Origin of the sequence: Mycobacterium sp. (assembly GCF_049647605.1) — a bacterium.
Taxonomy (GTDB): domain Bacteria; phylum Actinomycetota; class Actinomycetes; order Mycobacteriales; family Mycobacteriaceae; genus Mycobacterium.
This window is the reverse complement of sequence record NZ_JBARXZ010000229.1, coordinates 1-15,040: the sequence shown is the minus strand read 5'-3', so window position 1 is coordinate 15,040 and position 15,040 is coordinate 1. Positions and strand designations below refer to the sequence as shown.

Annotated in this window: 13 protein-coding genes and 1 pseudogene; 9 read left to right on the top strand and 5 right to left on the bottom strand. The window is 66.0% G+C overall.

Features of this window, described 5'->3' with window-relative positions; genetic code table 11:
• Window positions 1–156: 156 nt before the first annotated feature.
• The gene (locus WBB07_RS27875) at window positions 157–570 is read right to left on the bottom strand and encodes a hypothetical protein (protein WP_526312714.1); all 414 of its coding nucleotides are present in this window, start codon (window positions 568–570) and stop codon (window positions 157–159) included.
• Window positions 571–1,012: 442 nt separating this feature from the next.
• Between WBB07_RS27875 and WBB07_RS27870 the strand changes: the two genes are divergently transcribed.
• The 6 genes from WBB07_RS27870 to WBB07_RS27845 all read left to right on the top strand — a co-directional run bounded on the left by WBB07_RS27870 (window position 1,013) and on the right by WBB07_RS27845 (window position 6,086).
• Complete coding sequence (locus WBB07_RS27870; protein WP_526312712.1) at window positions 1,013–2,131, top strand: hypothetical protein; 1,119 nt, start codon at window positions 1,013–1,015, stop codon at window positions 2,129–2,131.
• Window positions 2,132–2,488: 357 nt separating this feature from the next.
• On the top strand, window positions 2,489–2,809 hold the full coding sequence (locus WBB07_RS27865) for a hypothetical protein (RefSeq protein ID WP_526312710.1): 321 nt from the start codon (window positions 2,489–2,491) through the stop codon (window positions 2,807–2,809).
• Between the two features lie 111 nt (window positions 2,810–2,920).
• On the top strand, window positions 2,921–3,487 hold the full coding sequence (locus WBB07_RS27860) for a hypothetical protein (RefSeq protein WP_526312708.1): 567 nt from the start codon (window positions 2,921–2,923) through the stop codon (window positions 3,485–3,487).
• Between the two features lie 18 nt (window positions 3,488–3,505).
• Window positions 3,506–4,438, top strand: a complete 933-nt coding sequence (locus WBB07_RS27855) for an LLM class F420-dependent oxidoreductase (protein WP_526312706.1) — start codon at window positions 3,506–3,508, stop codon at window positions 4,436–4,438.
• Between the two features lie 49 nt (window positions 4,439–4,487).
• Window positions 4,488–5,471, top strand: coding sequence for a hypothetical protein (locus WBB07_RS27850; protein ID WP_526312704.1), 984 nt, complete (start codon window positions 4,488–4,490; stop codon window positions 5,469–5,471).
• Between the two features lie 18 nt (window positions 5,472–5,489).
• The gene (locus WBB07_RS27845) at window positions 5,490–6,086 is read left to right on the top strand and encodes a hypothetical protein (protein WP_526312702.1); all 597 of its coding nucleotides are present in this window, start codon (window positions 5,490–5,492) and stop codon (window positions 6,084–6,086) included.
• A gap of 54 nt (window positions 6,087–6,140) precedes the next feature.
• On the opposite strand, the gene WBB07_RS27840 is transcribed toward WBB07_RS27845, so the two are convergent.
• On the bottom strand, window positions 6,141–7,631 hold the full coding sequence (locus tag WBB07_RS27840) for a dynamin family protein (protein ID WP_526312700.1): 1,491 nt from the start codon (window positions 7,629–7,631) through the stop codon (window positions 6,141–6,143).
• Between the two features lie 73 nt (window positions 7,632–7,704).
• On the opposite strand from WBB07_RS27840, the gene WBB07_RS27835 reads away from it, so the two are divergent.
• A complete protein-coding gene (locus WBB07_RS27835) occupies window positions 7,705–8,148 on the top strand; it encodes a hypothetical protein (RefSeq protein WP_526312698.1) in 444 nt (147 codons plus the stop codon).
• A 1-nt stretch (window position 8,149) separates the two neighbouring features.
• Here the strand turns inward: WBB07_RS27835 and WBB07_RS27830 are convergent, their stop codons facing one another.
• The 3 genes from WBB07_RS27830 to WBB07_RS27820 all read right to left on the bottom strand — a co-directional run bounded on the left by WBB07_RS27830 (window position 8,150) and on the right by WBB07_RS27820 (window position 12,005).
• Window positions 8,150–10,012 carry a dynamin family protein gene (locus tag WBB07_RS27830; RefSeq protein WP_526312696.1) on the bottom strand — a complete coding sequence of 621 codons (1,863 nt, stop codon included), beginning with the start codon at window positions 10,010–10,012 and terminating at the stop codon, window positions 8,150–8,152.
• A gap of 87 nt (window positions 10,013–10,099) precedes the next feature.
• Window positions 10,100–11,236: an IniB N-terminal domain-containing protein gene (locus WBB07_RS27825; RefSeq protein ID WP_526312694.1), complete on the bottom strand. Its 1,137-nt coding sequence runs from the start codon at window positions 11,234–11,236 to the stop codon at window positions 10,100–10,102.
• 259 nt (window positions 11,237–11,495) lie between these two features.
• A complete protein-coding gene (locus tag WBB07_RS27820; RefSeq protein ID WP_526312692.1) occupies window positions 11,496–12,005 on the bottom strand; it encodes an Rv0340 family IniB-related protein in 510 nt (169 codons plus the stop codon).
• A 230-nt stretch (window positions 12,006–12,235) separates the two neighbouring features.
• Between WBB07_RS27820 and WBB07_RS27815 the strand changes: the two genes are divergently transcribed.
• Together WBB07_RS27815 and WBB07_RS27810 are read left to right on the top strand one after the other, a co-directional pair.
• Entirely contained in the window at window positions 12,236–14,122 is a 1,887-nt protein-coding gene (locus WBB07_RS27815; RefSeq protein ID WP_526312690.1) for an Hsp70 family protein, read from the top strand.
• A pseudogene (locus WBB07_RS27810) lies at window positions 14,119–15,040 on the top strand (isoniazid response ATPase/transcriptional regulator IniR); the annotation flags it as partial. The gene WBB07_RS27815 and the pseudogene WBB07_RS27810, both read left to right, overlap by 4 nt.

Sequence of the window (15,040 nt, the reverse complement as noted above, 5' to 3'; positions counted from 1 at the left end):
CGAGCGATTCGATACGAGTAGCCAAGAGCGCCGTCCATTCGGCGAGGTAGCGCGGTGCCCTCTGCCCGTAGATCGCCGAGTCCGGCTGAAAAATTGCGAAGTGGGGCCACCCCGAAGGGCGGCCCCACTTCTGTCCCAGGTTGGAGGTCGAGAAACTCAGGCGAGTTGAGTGGTCTTGGGCACCAACAACACTGGGATGCACAAGTTCCTGCTCCACCGCCGGTACAGCACCCGTAAGAGTTCGGCGCCTGCCAAGCAAGCCACCAGGGTGAGCACCGGCCCGAAGTTGGCGTGATCGATCCGCGCCAGGTGCTCGGCGCCGTCAGGAATGTAGCGAACGATCACCGGAACAATCGCGACATTCGCGCTGGCCATCAAGAACGCACCCAACCGTCCCCGCAAAACCATGCTTATCAAGACGCCGGAGGCGATCAGCAGGTACTGCGACACCATCGGGAGCGCAATTCCACCCAAATGGGTCAGGAAACCACCCGCGGCAACGTTCACCGGATTGACCTCCGGCAGCCGGTGCAGCTCCCAGCCGCCCCGCGCCGAATTGAATGTCCACATCTTTCCACCACTCGGTACGCCCGGTGGTGCTAGTTTCGTGCCGTTCGGCATTGCAGGTCTCCAACCTTTTCGATGCTGATATGGGGTGGCTGCCGCAAGCAGCCACCCCAACTCTTACCCTCGCTGAACTGCAGTTTCTAGCGGGAATCGCCTCTGCAGCAAAGATTGGCACGAGTTCGTCGCCTGGAACGAGGACTTCGCACCTTCGACGCGAAAGCGCATCCGGCGCCTAGGTAGCCTCCGTTGAACCACGCATTTCACGGCCTCGTAATGGGATTGCGATCTTGACTGACAGAATTACGCGCCCAGGACCGTAGGATCTGCGTCCAGTCCAACCCGTCGTCTACCAGACGATGTCTTCGCGATTGCAATGGTCGGGGGACCAGTGAATACGAATGCCAACACCGAGGCGAATGACCGTGCCCCACACGATGCCGAAAGTGTGACTGCCGAACAGCTCGACGAGCACCGTGAGCACAAGGCGACCTTCGCCCGGGTGGAGAAGGTGCTCGACCATCTACGACCCAAACGAATGAAGGTCCTTGTCGAGCTTCTCGAAGCCGGATCATCATTGCAGCTGTGTGCGCAGCGCACCGGAAAGCCAGAATCGACGTTACGCACCATCTTGAGTGACTTGAACAGCCGCTTCGACGACGAACTGTATTTCACGCCGCGAGGAGGAGGGTACAAGCTCACCGCGCGGGGAATTCACGTGGCCGAGGTGTTTCGGCAGATCTTGGACATGCAAGAAGCGTTGTTGAATCAACGACATGGCCTGGTTGTGCGATACCTGCCACACCACAGCGCCACAGTGCTTCCGGCCGCGGCGAACATGCGCCCCGACTACACGGTGGAATTGAGCGTCCTCGGAGAACACCATCGGTCGATCGGCCACTTCATCTCGAGGGCGTTGCGTCCACTGGTTGCAGGTAGCTATGACGTCGTGATCGGCATCGACCTGCCCGACATCAGTGGCGTCGCCGACCTCAAACAATCCCTGCGTCAGCAGATCGTCTACACGGCCTGGTTGGAGATAATGGTTCCCACCAGGCCCCTTCCGGGAGTGGATATCTCGGCCTTCGTCGACGGCGACTACGTCGATCTACACAAACTGCAGGCCAGCAGAACGGCGGTACTCACCGCCCCCACAGACACCCGATCACGCACCTACCTCGATCGCGCGGTGAATCCCAATGCCGAGCTACGAGTCGCCATGGCCGAATTCGAGAGCAAAGTCCTCATCATGGGCGCCTACGCCGGACTGGGACTGCCCATCCTCCCCTCCGACGTTGCGCTGCAGTTCGACTACCGCCGCGACAGCACGGGCCGGGAAACCTACCGAGGTCCTCTCGCTGGCGCTGAGTCCGTGAACTGGCGATGGCTACCCCTGGTCGGTGGCGACGGCAAGCGCCTCTCCTACAACGTCGCCGCGCACTACCGGAACGAAGCTCAGCCCGAGCCCATGCGGGACCTGTTTCTACGCAGCCTGCAAGACAACGTCGAGAACGTCATGACATCTGCGGGCCGGCCCGAAGCACTGACCCGCGCCGAAGACTACTGAGCGTCCACTACCCCGGCTGAACGGCAACATGCCGGCTGCCGTCCGATGGCACGAGGCTTCACAGCGACGGCGCGCGCCAGCAATCAAGGACGCGGCCAGACAAACCGCTCAGGACGGGTAGCAGCCAACCGGCCGTGCCGAGGCCCGGCGTCCCCGAACCGCGCCAGTGCCAGCTTCTCAGCCCACTCGCCACACAATTTCTGCCACTCACCAGCCAATCACTGCCAACAGAGATGAAATTGCCGCCCAAGCCCGTTCTAACAACCAGACCGAAAAGAACAAGCTTCCTCAACCGGTCGGAACCGTCGCTCAGCAGAGCCCCGATTCGACATACCGAATCAAGAGAGAACCAGAACAATGAAGAATCTCGGATTGACCACCGCCATCGCCGCAACGCTCACCGCCGGATTCCTCGGGCTGGCCGCGCCCGCGCTGGCCGCCCCCACCGGCGCCGGAAACGCCCAGGACACCATCTCCAGCCTCCAGGCACAGGGGTACAAAGTCATCGTCAACCGGCTCTCGGAAGCCCCGCTCGCCGAAGCCCACGTCGTCTCTGTCGGCCAAGGCCCCACCTTCACCCACTCCAACAACAACGCCAAGAACACCCAGAACTACACGGGATACGACAGGCAATTCGCCCCCGTCATCACCAAGACGGTCTACGTCGACGTCCGCTGACCGCAGCACCACAGAAGGGACACCCCAACCAGGGGTGTCCCTTTTCCGTTAGCAAATCGCAACCACGCCACATGATCCACATGCGTCACAAGGGGCATACGCTGACATGTGGTGACAAACTTCCGGAAATGGACTCTGGCCAGCGTCTGCGCCATCGCCGCAACCGCATTGGCCGGCTGCTCGACGGTGATCGACGGCGAACCCATCGCCTCCCACATCGAGCCCGAGTTCCCGACATCACGCCCACCAGTGGCGGCACCGCAGCTCCCGTCGACAACCGCTGCCCAACCGGCCCCGAGCCCGCCGCCGACCGCCACGGCCGCACCCCCCGCTGCCGTAGAACAGTTACCCACCAACGAGCAGGGGTACGTCTTTCTCCAGACGAAGTCCGGTAAGACCCGCTGCCAAGTGAACCGCCAGACCGTCGGCTGCGAATCGACGTTCGACAACGCCCCCTCCGTGGACGGCACGCCCGCCAACGGAGTGAGCGTCACCGCAGACGGCCAGCTCCACTGGGTCCTCGGCAACCTCGGCAACATCCCGGCGGTCACCCTCGACTACCGCACCTACCGGGCCGCAGGCTGGACCATTGCCGCTGACAGCGCGGGCACCCGCTTCACCAACGACAGCACCGGCCGGGGCATGCTCATCGCCACTGAAGGCGTCGAAACGTTCTGAGGCCCCTAAGCTGGCACGGTGGACTTCCGCGTATTCGTCGAACCTCAGCAGGGCGCTTCGTACGCCGACCAACTAGCCGTAGCGCGTGCCGCAGAAGCCTTGGGCTACTCGGCCTTCTTCCGCTCCGACCACTACGTCGCCATGAGTGGCGACGGCCTGCCCGGTCCCACTGACTCGTGGGTCACGCTGGCCGGCCTGGCCCGCGACACCCAGCAGATCCGACTCGGGACGATGGTGACCTCGGCGACGTTCCGCTACCCCGGCCCCCTGGCCATCTCCGTCGCCCAGGTCGATGAAATGAGCGGTGGCCGTGTCGATTTCGGCATCGGCGCCGGCTGGTTCGAAGAAGAACACCAGGCATACGCCATCCCGTTCCCGCCGTTGAAGGAACGGTTCGAGCGCCTGGCCGAACAGCTCGACATCATCACCGGATTTTGGTCGACACCGGTCGGCAAGAAATTCGACTTCACCGGCAAGCACTACTCCATCAGCGACTCCCCCGCCCTGCCCAAGCCGGCCCAGCAGCCCGGACCGCCGATCATCATCGGCGGCCTCGGCAAGAAGCGCACGCCCGAACTGGCGGCCAAGTTCGCCTCGGAGTTCAACGTGCCGTTCGCCGGGCTCGAGCAGATCTCCACGCAGTTCGAGCGAGTGGCCGCCGCGGTCGGTGCCGCGGGCCGGGCCGCCGATTCGATGACGTACTCGGCGTGCTTTGTGGTGTGCGCCGGCCGCGACGACGCCGAAGTAGCCCGCCGCGCTGCAGCAATCGGCCGCGAGGTCGATGAGCTGCACACCAACACTCCGTTGGTCGGCACGCCGGACCAGATCGTCGACAAGCTCGGAAAGTTCATCGAGGCCGGTGTGCAGCGCATCTATCTGCAGGTGCTGGACCAGTCGGACCTCGATCACCTCGAGCTGTTTGCCGACGGAGTTCTGCGGCAACTGGGCTAACTTCCTTTGGCCCGCATTTGTCCAGGCGGCACCGTTAAACTCGGTGACCGTGGCTACACATGAACCCGAGCAGGGGGCCGGGTTCTTCGGCGGGCATCCGGACACCGAAGACGCACCCGACCCCGCGGATTCGGCGGCCCCCGACAGCTCGACTCGGGGCCCGTCCTCCGATCCGGTGTCACCGGACGCGGGTTTCTTTTCCTCGGACCGAGATGGCGAAGGTGCAGGCTTCTTCGGTGACTCCGGCGATACACCGCCGGAGTCACCGCCGCCGCCCACGCGGGTGCCGCCGTCACGTCCGCCGCAGCCGGCCGGCGAACCTCCGGCCGGCTTCTTCCGTGGCACTGCGCCGTCGGACGAAGCTGCCGACAAACCCTTGCCCGGCCCACCAACAGTCACCGAACCCGCCACGGCCCCCGAGGAACCGGCGACCGACGAGCCCGAACCGGCCGGGTTCTTCACCGCCACATCAGAATCCGATGACGCCGACCAAGCTTGGCAGGGCGACGAGTACGCCTCCGGCGACCACGAAGACGACCTCCGCACCGATCCAGCGCTGCGGATTCCGCCCACAGCCTTTGCCCCGCCGCCCCCGTTCCGGTCCGATGAGCCCTGGCATCGACGGCCGACGGCGAAGCTCGCATTCGGTGCCATCGCTGTTGCATTGATCGCGATGGTCGTCGCGGCCGCCTTGCTGCTGACGAACGGTTCCGGCGATCAAACACCCGATGAGTTCGTCGCACCCAGCCCGTCCGCGGAACCTACGGCCACACCTGCCACGACGCCACCCGCCACCACCCCGACCTTGGCGCCGACCAGCGCGCCTCCTCCTCCTCCTCCTCCGCCGCCGCCACCGCCACCGTCGGCCGAGAACCGCACCACGCTGCGCCCGCAGCAGCCGCAGTGGACCCAGCGACCGCGCAGCACGTGGACCCGTCGGACCGCGGCACCGACTGAACAATCGGGGCCGACGAACGAACCCCCGACACGGAACTTCCCCACCGCGGGTCGCAATCCCAATTGGAACCGCTGATCTCGCTACTATCGGGCCGTGGCGCGCAATGACGACTCCAACGAGTACCCCGACCAGGACCCGACGCAGTACGCCAACTATGGCGGCGCCGGCAACACCGGCGGGGAGGCCTACAGCGAGTACCAGCAGCAGCCGGAATACCCCACCGACTACGGCTACCAGCCCGACTACGGTCAACCACCCGCACCGGAGCCGACGCCGTGGTACCGGAAACCGGCCGCCCTGGTTGGTATCGGCGCCGCCGCGGTCATCCTCATCGCCTTGGTGATCTACGCGATCGTCGGGTTGTCGGATGATTCGTCGAGCACCACCGACACCACCACAACCAGCACGCCGACCACAACAGCCGGCGAGGAACCGCCGGCACAGCCCGTCGTCCCGGCGCCGGGCCCGACCGAAACCGTGACGGTTCCCCCGTCGACCACCCAACCGACGGAAACCACGACCACCACCACGCCGCCGACCACGACGACAACAACCACGACCACCACCACACCGACCACGACGACGACCACCACCACGGTGCCGCCGAGCACGGTCACCCAGACCGAAACTCAAACCGAGACCGTCACCCAGCCGCCGCCGGTGGAGCCGGCACCGGAAGACGGCGCCTAGCCCGACCGCCGCATCGGCGTCGATCGACTCGCCCAGAGGGCCTGAGTTGAGCGGCTAGATCCGCCGGCCCGCTTGGGCGAACGCGGCGACCATCGCCTCGGCGCTGCGCACCGCGGCCCGGCACGCCCTGGTGGTGAAGGGATCGTTGAGCGGGTGCTCGGCGCGGCGACGCCACCGCTGGGCAGCCGCGAACGCGGCACGGGGGCCGTCATACGGTTCCTCCGGTCGCAGCCCCAACCGGCTCGCGGCATCGGTACCCGACCCGCCGATGATGCGGCGCAATGACGCCATCTCGTCATCGGTCAGCGTCGTCGGCCGCGACCGCAACGCCGACAACAGCCGCAGCTCCTCGAAGGCATGCGTGTCGGCAAGCAGCGGGTCGATGTCGGCGATGATGTACGGCGTCGCGCGGATCGGGTTGACCTCGACGAACCGCCGTAGCGACAGCAGCGCCGTATGGGCTTTGAGCAGTTCCGAGCGCTGCGCGAATTGCTGATCGATGACGTCTCTCAACGCCACCAGCCCGCTGCGTTCCAGCAGTTCGTCGGCCAACGACACCGAATCGGTCACCCCGGCCCGCAGCACCGCCAGCGAGATCCGCAAACCGAACATGCCAAAGCGGTGCAACAGCCGGGCCCGGGTGGGGGCATCGACGGGCAGCGAGCTGTCCTCGCGGACAAACCGGTCCACCGACAGCATGGCCTTGTTCAGTTCGGTGGCATCGACGGCAGCCAGTTTCTCGAGCGCAACAAATTCGCTCTGCCGCAGAGTGCGCGCGGTCAGCGCCAGCAGACCGGACACCGGAACCACCGCTTGGCAGATCCCGGTCTTGTCCATCTCGGCGGTGAACCTGGTCGCGACGTCCTTGGCCGACAGCATGGCGTCGATCCGGCCGGCGCCGATCTCGTCGGCGCGCGAGGCAACCCCGATCACCCCGAGAGCTCCGGAGGAGCCGCCGACCAGCTCGCCGATCTGCTTGAGCAGCGCGATATCGGCGGCATTGAGGGTGCGCAGCAAGAACACCACCGCGTCGACCCGGGGAACGCCGTCGTCGGGCACCAGCAGGCGCAAGGTCCGCTCGGACACATCCTGTGACAGTGAGGACGTGCCGGGGGTATCGATGATGCTGGCGTCGATCAGCTCAGCGGCGGGCCATTCGACATCGAGGTCGGCGACCTGGGCCGGATCGAGGCTGCCCAGGTCGAAGGTCAACCCGTCATCGCGGGTGATCGGGACATTGGTGCGCCGGCCCCCGATGTGATTTGCCGTCACCTTGGGGGTGGGCCCATGCCGAAACCAGGTGACGATGCGGGTGGCTTCGGTGGCATCGGTCGGTGCGATGTTCTCGCCCACCAGCGCATTCACCAGCGTCGATTTTCCGGCTTTGAGGGTGCCCGCGAGGGCGATCCGGATCGGCTGGTTGAGCCGCCACCCGATCCGATTCAGCTCGTTGAACACGTCGGGACGCTGCCGGAAGGCGGGCTCTCCCTGGTAGGCGCGGACTGTTCCCGCCAGGATGGCGCGCACCTGATCACTCGTGCTCATTGCCGCCTGAGTGTACGGCCAGCTGCCGCCCGAGAAGTTGCCGCCGACCACAAGCTCGCTAGGATCGGCGCCCGTGGCCGCACATTTGAATCCAGATCCGGATCAACCGCCGGATCCGTGGTATCGAAGTTCAGCGGCGCTCTGGGCGGCCGGCGTCGCCGGCCTTGCGCTGGTCGGCGGTCTGGTCTTCACCGTGATCACCATGTCCGACCAGTGGAGCCGCCCCACGACGTCGACGGTGCGGACAACGGTGCCCACCACTGGTCAGACGTTGCGCACCACCGAACCGTTCATCGCCACCCCGTCGTACGAGACGTCCTCCAGCTTCCCGACGAGCGTGCAACTGTCCACCACCGAAATCGGCGTTCCGGACGAGTCGACAACGGAGTCCAGCCCCAGCGAGTCACCCACCACCACCAGGACACCTCGAACTTCGCGCACCCAGGACAGCGATCAGACCACCACAACGTCACGGAACCGGCCTCGACTCAACCAAACCCGTACGCTGAGCCCGTGATTCAGGCGCGCACACCGCGCAACTTGTCGACGTTCTCGGTGACCTGCCGCAGGATGTTGAGCTGACGTTCGAGTTCTTTGACGCGCGTGTTGCGTTCGGTCTCTTCGAGACGCGCAGCAGCCATCGCCGCCTGCAGTGATTCGTTGAGCGATCGGGTGGTTTGGTTGGCGATATCGCGGTAGTGGTCCCGCAGTTGGCGTTGCACACCTTTGAGTCGGTCGCGGGATTCCTTGCTGACAACAAACATCACGTCGTCGACGAACTTGCGCAGGTTTGTCTTGGCTTCGTTACGCACGCGCAGCAGCCGGTTCTCCAGATCTTCCCGATAGGCCTTGCGCCCCAACAACAGACCGGCACCCAAGGACAACGGATTGAACATGCCCAGACCGGCGACCGAGGTCAACATGCCGAACATCAAAATGCCGCCGTAGGAGCCGCGCATGCTGGTGATCGCCTTGTGCCCCACACCGATCGGTTTGGATTCCAAGCGCGCCAACGATTTGAGCCCGTCGAAACCGGCCCCCATCTCCCGGGCGCTGATCTCAGGCATCTTCACCGCGTTCAGACCCGCTTCGACGAAGGTGCGGGCCACTTCCTCGGCGAGCGCTTCGGCCCGCTGGTAAGCCCAGACGAAGTTGTCCCCCACTGCGGTGGCCACCGTGTCCTCCACTTCCGCACCGATTTCGGCCCAGTGCACGGTGGGGTCGCAGTTGTCGATGACCTGCTCGGTGTGGTGAGTGATGTTACGGAAGCGCGATCGTAGATCGTGGTCGATATCGGCGGTCAGGTCGGCGATGCCGTCGCTGAGAACCTGCTGCCACAGGGCGGTGTGCGCCAGGGCTTCCTGAGCTTCCTCCTTGCGCCGCTCCAGATCCTCGGTGAGCCGCCGCACATCGTCGGGATCATTGATGGCCGATAGCTCCGAACTCACCGCAAGAGTCAGATGTTCTGCCGCAGAGGCTATTTCGGCGATCACCTGGTCTCGCACCCGATCATTTTCGCGGGACAGCACGGTGTCGGAGAGGAACTTCACGATCGCCGGGAAGTTGGACTCCTCGTTGAGCTCTTTGTCGTTGAGCTGCACCGCGTGGCTACGCAGCAGCGATGATGCCGGGATCACCGGCAGCGCAGCCAGACCGGCGCGCTGCAGATGACCGACGTTGGTGTCGACGATCTGGCGCCAGTGGGGGTACAAGTCGGTTTTGGTGGCGACCACAGCACCGGCCGGGCAGATCTCGTAGGCCTGCCGGAGGAACCGCATCTCGGGTTCGGTGAACTCCTGGCTGGTGTCGGAGATCATCAGCATCGCATCGGCGTCCGGCAGCAGACCCAGCGTCGACGACAGATGCGGCTGGCCGTGACCACCCACACCCGGAGTGTCGACAAATGCCAACCCGCCCTTGAGCAGCGGGCTGGGGGCGCTCACCTCGACCCGGATCACCTCACGTCCGCCCGCTTGTGGCGCGCGCCGCAGGTCGTTCTGGACTTCGGCGACCGGGATCTCGATGACCTCTGGTTCGGCACCGCCATGGTGTTGGCCAGAGCCCGGCGCCACGACCAGCCGCGCCGACGGTTGCTCGGAGTAGGACACGATGGTCACCAACGCCGTGGTCTCGTCATCACCGACCCGCGCCACCGGAATGTTGAGCAGAGAGTTCAACAACTGACTCTTGCCCTGCTTGAGTTGCCCGGCGATCACCACCCGGATCTGCGGGTCGGTGATGCGCTCGCGGGCGGTCTGCAAGCGCTGGTGCAAGTCACCGCGATCATTGAGGTCGGCGATCTTGGCGGTGTGGTCGATGAGTTCGGCGATCACCTTGACCTTCCGCGGGTCGGCGGTCCGGGCGTCATCCGGTTGCGTCACGTGGCTCTCCTGTCGACGACGTAGTTCACCGTAGGCCGCGAAACGGCGGGGACCGCGAGGGTCCCCGCCGTGTCCGCGGCTCCGAGATCAGAACCCGTGGTGGCTGACGCTGGTCTGCGGCTCGTTGGCCAGCGACGTGTCGGCGGACAACGCCGAGTCGTTGTGGGCGAACAGATCCGTGGAGACCCCGGTGTTGTTGTTGCTGAACATGTCGCTGGAATAGTTCTGGTCGTTCGAGAAGGACGTCTCGTGGGAGAGCGCCGTGTCGTTGTTGCTCAGCAGGTCGGTGTCGAACAGCGAACTGCTGGAGTTGTCGGACTTGTCGGTGACGGTGGTGCTGCTGTCGGTCTCCACCTGGGTGTACTGGGTGGTGTCGGCCGAGTTGCCGCTGCCGTAATCGCCGCGGATGTGGGTCTGATCGCCACCGACGGTGGTGGTGTCGGTGCGGTTGTCGACCAGGATGATGCCACCACCGCCGGCGTTGCCACCGTCATTGCCGCCACCGATGCCGATCAGGCTGCCACCGCCGCTGGCATTGCCGCCGTGGCCGCCGGAGGCGTCGACGTCCTGGAACACCGGGCCGTCATTGTCGGTGATGACCGAACCGCCGCCGGTGACGGTCGTGCTGTCGTCGTCGATGTCGCCGCGGCCGATGTTGACGTTGGAGCCGGTGCCTGCGAGCACGTCGCCGTTGTTGACGTCGTTGTTGTTACCCAGCACCGCACCGTCGCCGGTCACGATGTCGCCGCGGTTGTCGCCGTCGATCACCACGCCGCCGTCAGTGGCGGTGTTGGAGGTCTTGTTACCGAAGGTGATGTCGCCGAAGCCCAAGTTGAAGGCGCCGTTCTGGGCGTTGGCGCCCGCATTCTGGTCTGGGCTGGCGATCGGGACGTGGTTGCCGCTGAGCAGGTCGGTGTTGTTACGGCTGGCCAACTCGGTGTTGGTCTGCGGCGCGAAGCTCGGCGACAGCAGGCTGTTCGCCGGCGAGTAGCCGGTAGCCGGGGCGAATCCGTAGTTGTTCGACACCGCACGCTGCAGGCCGACGATGGGGTCGCCGTCGCCGAGGACCAGGCCGGGAACTGCGGTGGAGGCCACCGCGCCCAGCTGGGCCGCCGAGACTCCGGCAAGGCCGGCGTCGCGCAATGCCTGCTCGGGGGCAGCAACGAAGGCGCGTGCCATGTCTTCGCTGCGGAACAGGTCGAGGATCCAATCGATGATGTTCATGTGAGAGCCTTTCGCTTGCCTGCTCCGGTATGTCCGGTGCGTTGAGATACACGTTATGGACGCCAGGAGCCCCCGGAAACGGGGCGCAATCCCCTGCCTGCAACTACCGGTTCCGGGCCGCCCCAACCCCCGCCATTAGGGGATTAGGGGGTCACTAGGGGGTTCGGTAAATCGACATCGAAACCGCTCTACCTGCACAGACAAAACCGCCGGCAACGCAGATGCGTTGCCGGCGGCCGGGTGTCGAGTCGTGGAATCCCTAGTCGAAGAGATCGAAGGCAGCATGCCCGTCGTCGGGCGTGGGGAAATCGGTGACCGGTTGGTCCCAGGGGGCATGCTCTCCGGGGAGTGGATCGGCGTCGATGTCGGTGACCAGCACCGATTCGTTGGCCAACAGGGCGTCGGCGGGAGTGTCGAGCTCGGGCACAGAGACGTCGGGAACGGCATCGGGAACCGTGATGACCTCCCCAGTGCCGCCGACGTGGGCCGGCACGTCAATGGGCGTGAACGCATCAAAAGCAGCCGTGGCCGCACCGCTGGTCCAGACATTGCTGTCGATCACGTCGTCGAAGGCGGCCTCCACCCCGAACGCGGGCACCGCCATGGACAGGGAGTCGGACACCATCGGGATCAGGTTGTCGACGTCAGCACTGGTGACGTCGGTGAGATTGGCGTCGGCAATGGCCTGTGCCGGATCCGCGGCGTATCGAGCCGCCACCTCCGAATCACGCACCAACGCCATCACAAAATCCAAGAGTTCGTTTGCCATCTCACGTCATCTCCCCTCATACCCATGGTCCGACCAGTGCTGTTGATGCTATTGGCCCGCGGCCCCGCCCGGATCGGTGCACAACCCACCGCCGGCCACGAGCCATTAGGGGGTCCCCCAATAGGGGATCGACGTTCATACGGGGATTTCGGCCCGGCGTACCGGGAGTGGCACCGGTCAACCGCTAAGGTGAGGGCCGATATGAGCGCCGGTAGATATAGGTGGGCGATATGAGCGACTCGTTGGGCCTGTCGATCGGGGCGACGAACCTGGTGGCAAACCGAACGGGCCGGGCCCCGGTGACGCGCCGGGCGGTCCTGACCCTGTTCGAGCATCGCGCGCCGGAGGTCGGCCTGCCCAGCGAGAACCGCGAACTGACCGAATCCGGCCAGGTGATGTGGGGTTTTGTCGAGCGTGTCGGGGACCCGGTACCCCTGGTCGCCCAGGACGGATCGGCGCATCGTGGCGACGAGCTGACGGCCGAAGCGCTGGATGCGATGGCCCGCGCGGTGGCCGACGGCGGGGCGCCGTCCCATGTCGCGATCGCGGTGCCGGCCTTCTGGGGACCGGCCACCATCGGTGCGTTGCGCGCTGCGCTGCGCACCAAAACCGGCCTGTTCGCCGCCGGGGCACCCCCCGAGCTGATCCCCGATACTGCCGCGGCCCTGGCCGCACTGAAATCCGAGCCCGGATTGCCGGAAGGCGGCGTCGTCGCACTCTGCGATTTCGGCGGCAACGGAACCACATTGGCGTTGGCCGACGCGGGGGCGGGCCTGGCCCCGATCGGCGAAGTGGTGCGGTATCCGGATTTCTCCGGCGAGCAGATCGATCAGGCCATCCTCACCCATGTGCTCGCCGGTATTTCCGACGCCGGCGCCACCGAAACCGCAGGCACCGCAGCGGTCGGGTCCCTCACGCGGCTACGGGGCGAGTGCAAGCTGGCCAAGGAACGCCTGTCCGCGGAGACCGCCACCGTGATCCCGGTCCAGTTGCCCACGGCCACTTCCGACGTCAGGATCACCCGCAGCGAGCTGGAGACACTGCTCGCCGAGCCCCTTGCCGGGTTCTTCGATGCCCTCGGAGACCTGCTCGAACACAACAGGATTCCGGCCGCTTCCCTGTCGGCGGTGGCCACCGTCGGTGGTGGCGCGGCGATCCCGCTGATCACCCAGCGGCTTTCCGAAGAGCTGCGGGTGCCGGTCGTGACATCCACCGACCCCGGCTGTGCTGCCGCCGTCGGAGCCGGAGTCATTGCGATACAAGGCCCTTCACCGGACGCACCGACGGGGATGGCGACATCGGTGGATGCCGCCGACCTTCCGACCGGGCTCGCCCCGGCCGCCTGGGCCGCCGGCACCGCCGGTGCGGCTGCCGCCGAATCCGCCTCTGATGGTTCACCGTCGGCGACATTCCGGGCGCTGGCGTGGTCCGACGACGATTCGCCGAGCGGTGAACCGGTGCCTTACACCGGCGAGGACTACACCGCCGACACCTATGTCCAGCAGGGGGCCACCAGCGCCCGGCCCGCGGTCGAGTTCGACCACGGTGACGAGCAGACGTACGTGATGGAGCCCCCGCCGCTGCCCTGGTTCAAGCGGCCGCCGGTCCTGTTCGGGGCGGCCGCCGCCGCGGCGTTGCTGGCCGTTGGCGGGCTGGCCATCACCCTCACCGGCACCAGCACCGACAGTGGACCGGTCACGGAAACCACAACGCTGCCAACCGAATCGGGTGCACCCCCACCCGTGGTTCCGCAGACCACCGAAACGGTCACCATCACCGGTGACAACGGCCAGATCACCACTTCGGAAGTGCCACCGCCGCCTCCGCCCACCACCACCACCACCACAAGTCCGACCACCACGTCGCCGACAACCACGACGACGACCACAACCACCACCACTACGACCACCACACCGCCGACCACCACCACCACACCGCCGACCACGACGCCGCCTCCGACGACGACGCAGCCGCCACCGACCACCACCCCGCCGCCGCCCACCACCGTCGAGCCGCCACCCACGACCATCCCTGATGTGCCGGATGTGCCGGATGTACCGGATGTACCCGTTCCGCCCGACGAACCGGTGGTGCCCGTGACCCCGGACGTGGGATGAGTACCGCCGACCCCGCGGATCTGCGACGGTGGTCGGCCCTGCTCGCCGCCGTGCGCAATGTTCCGGCGACGCCACTGAAAACGCTGATCACCGGGGGAATCGGCACCGGCAAGAGCTCTCTCCTCGCGGAGATACGTAATATCCTGCGCAACACCGGAATCGATGTTCGCAGCCGACCGCCCACCGATGGTGATACCGCCGTCGCGGTTGTTGTCGACGACGCCCATCTGTTGCCGGCGGAGGATCTGCGCGCCCTCACCGCCCTGGTCTCCGAGCCCACCGCCACGGTGCTGGTCGCCGCCGAAGCGCGCGATGCCGTTCCGGCGTTGCGGGAACTCATGACGGCCATCGAACGGGAGAACCCGCGACTGGCTCTCAGGCCGCTGCCCCGCACCGAGGTCGCCGCGCACACGGATCCCCAGGACACGGCTCGTGTCAACCAAATCGTCTCGGCCACAGCCGGTTTACCCTTCCTGGTGGCCGCCGCACGCACTGCTGCAGCCGCGGATGTCGCCACCGTCGTACAGAACGCCCTCACCGAACGACTGCGCCGCACCGACGGCCCATTACTCGATACGTTGCTCGTCACCTCGCTGAGTCCGGACCTGGGGCCGACGGATGTCGCCGCCGCCCTGAGCATCGATCTCGATGCGGCGCAGTCGCTGGTCACCAGTGCCCACGCCACCGGACTGCTCGATCCCGCGCACGGCGCCGAGTTCCTGACCACCGTGCACGACGCAGCCGCCCGAATCGTGGGGACCGCACGACACCGAGACCTCGAAAATGCCCTTCTGCGTACCCAATTGGAGATGGACACGCTGGCCGCAGAGTTGGCCCTGCGGTTGGCAGAGCACGGGGTCCGGGACCACGGCCTGGTGACGGCGCTGCGCGGCGAGGCCGCCCGCACCCGCTCCGGTC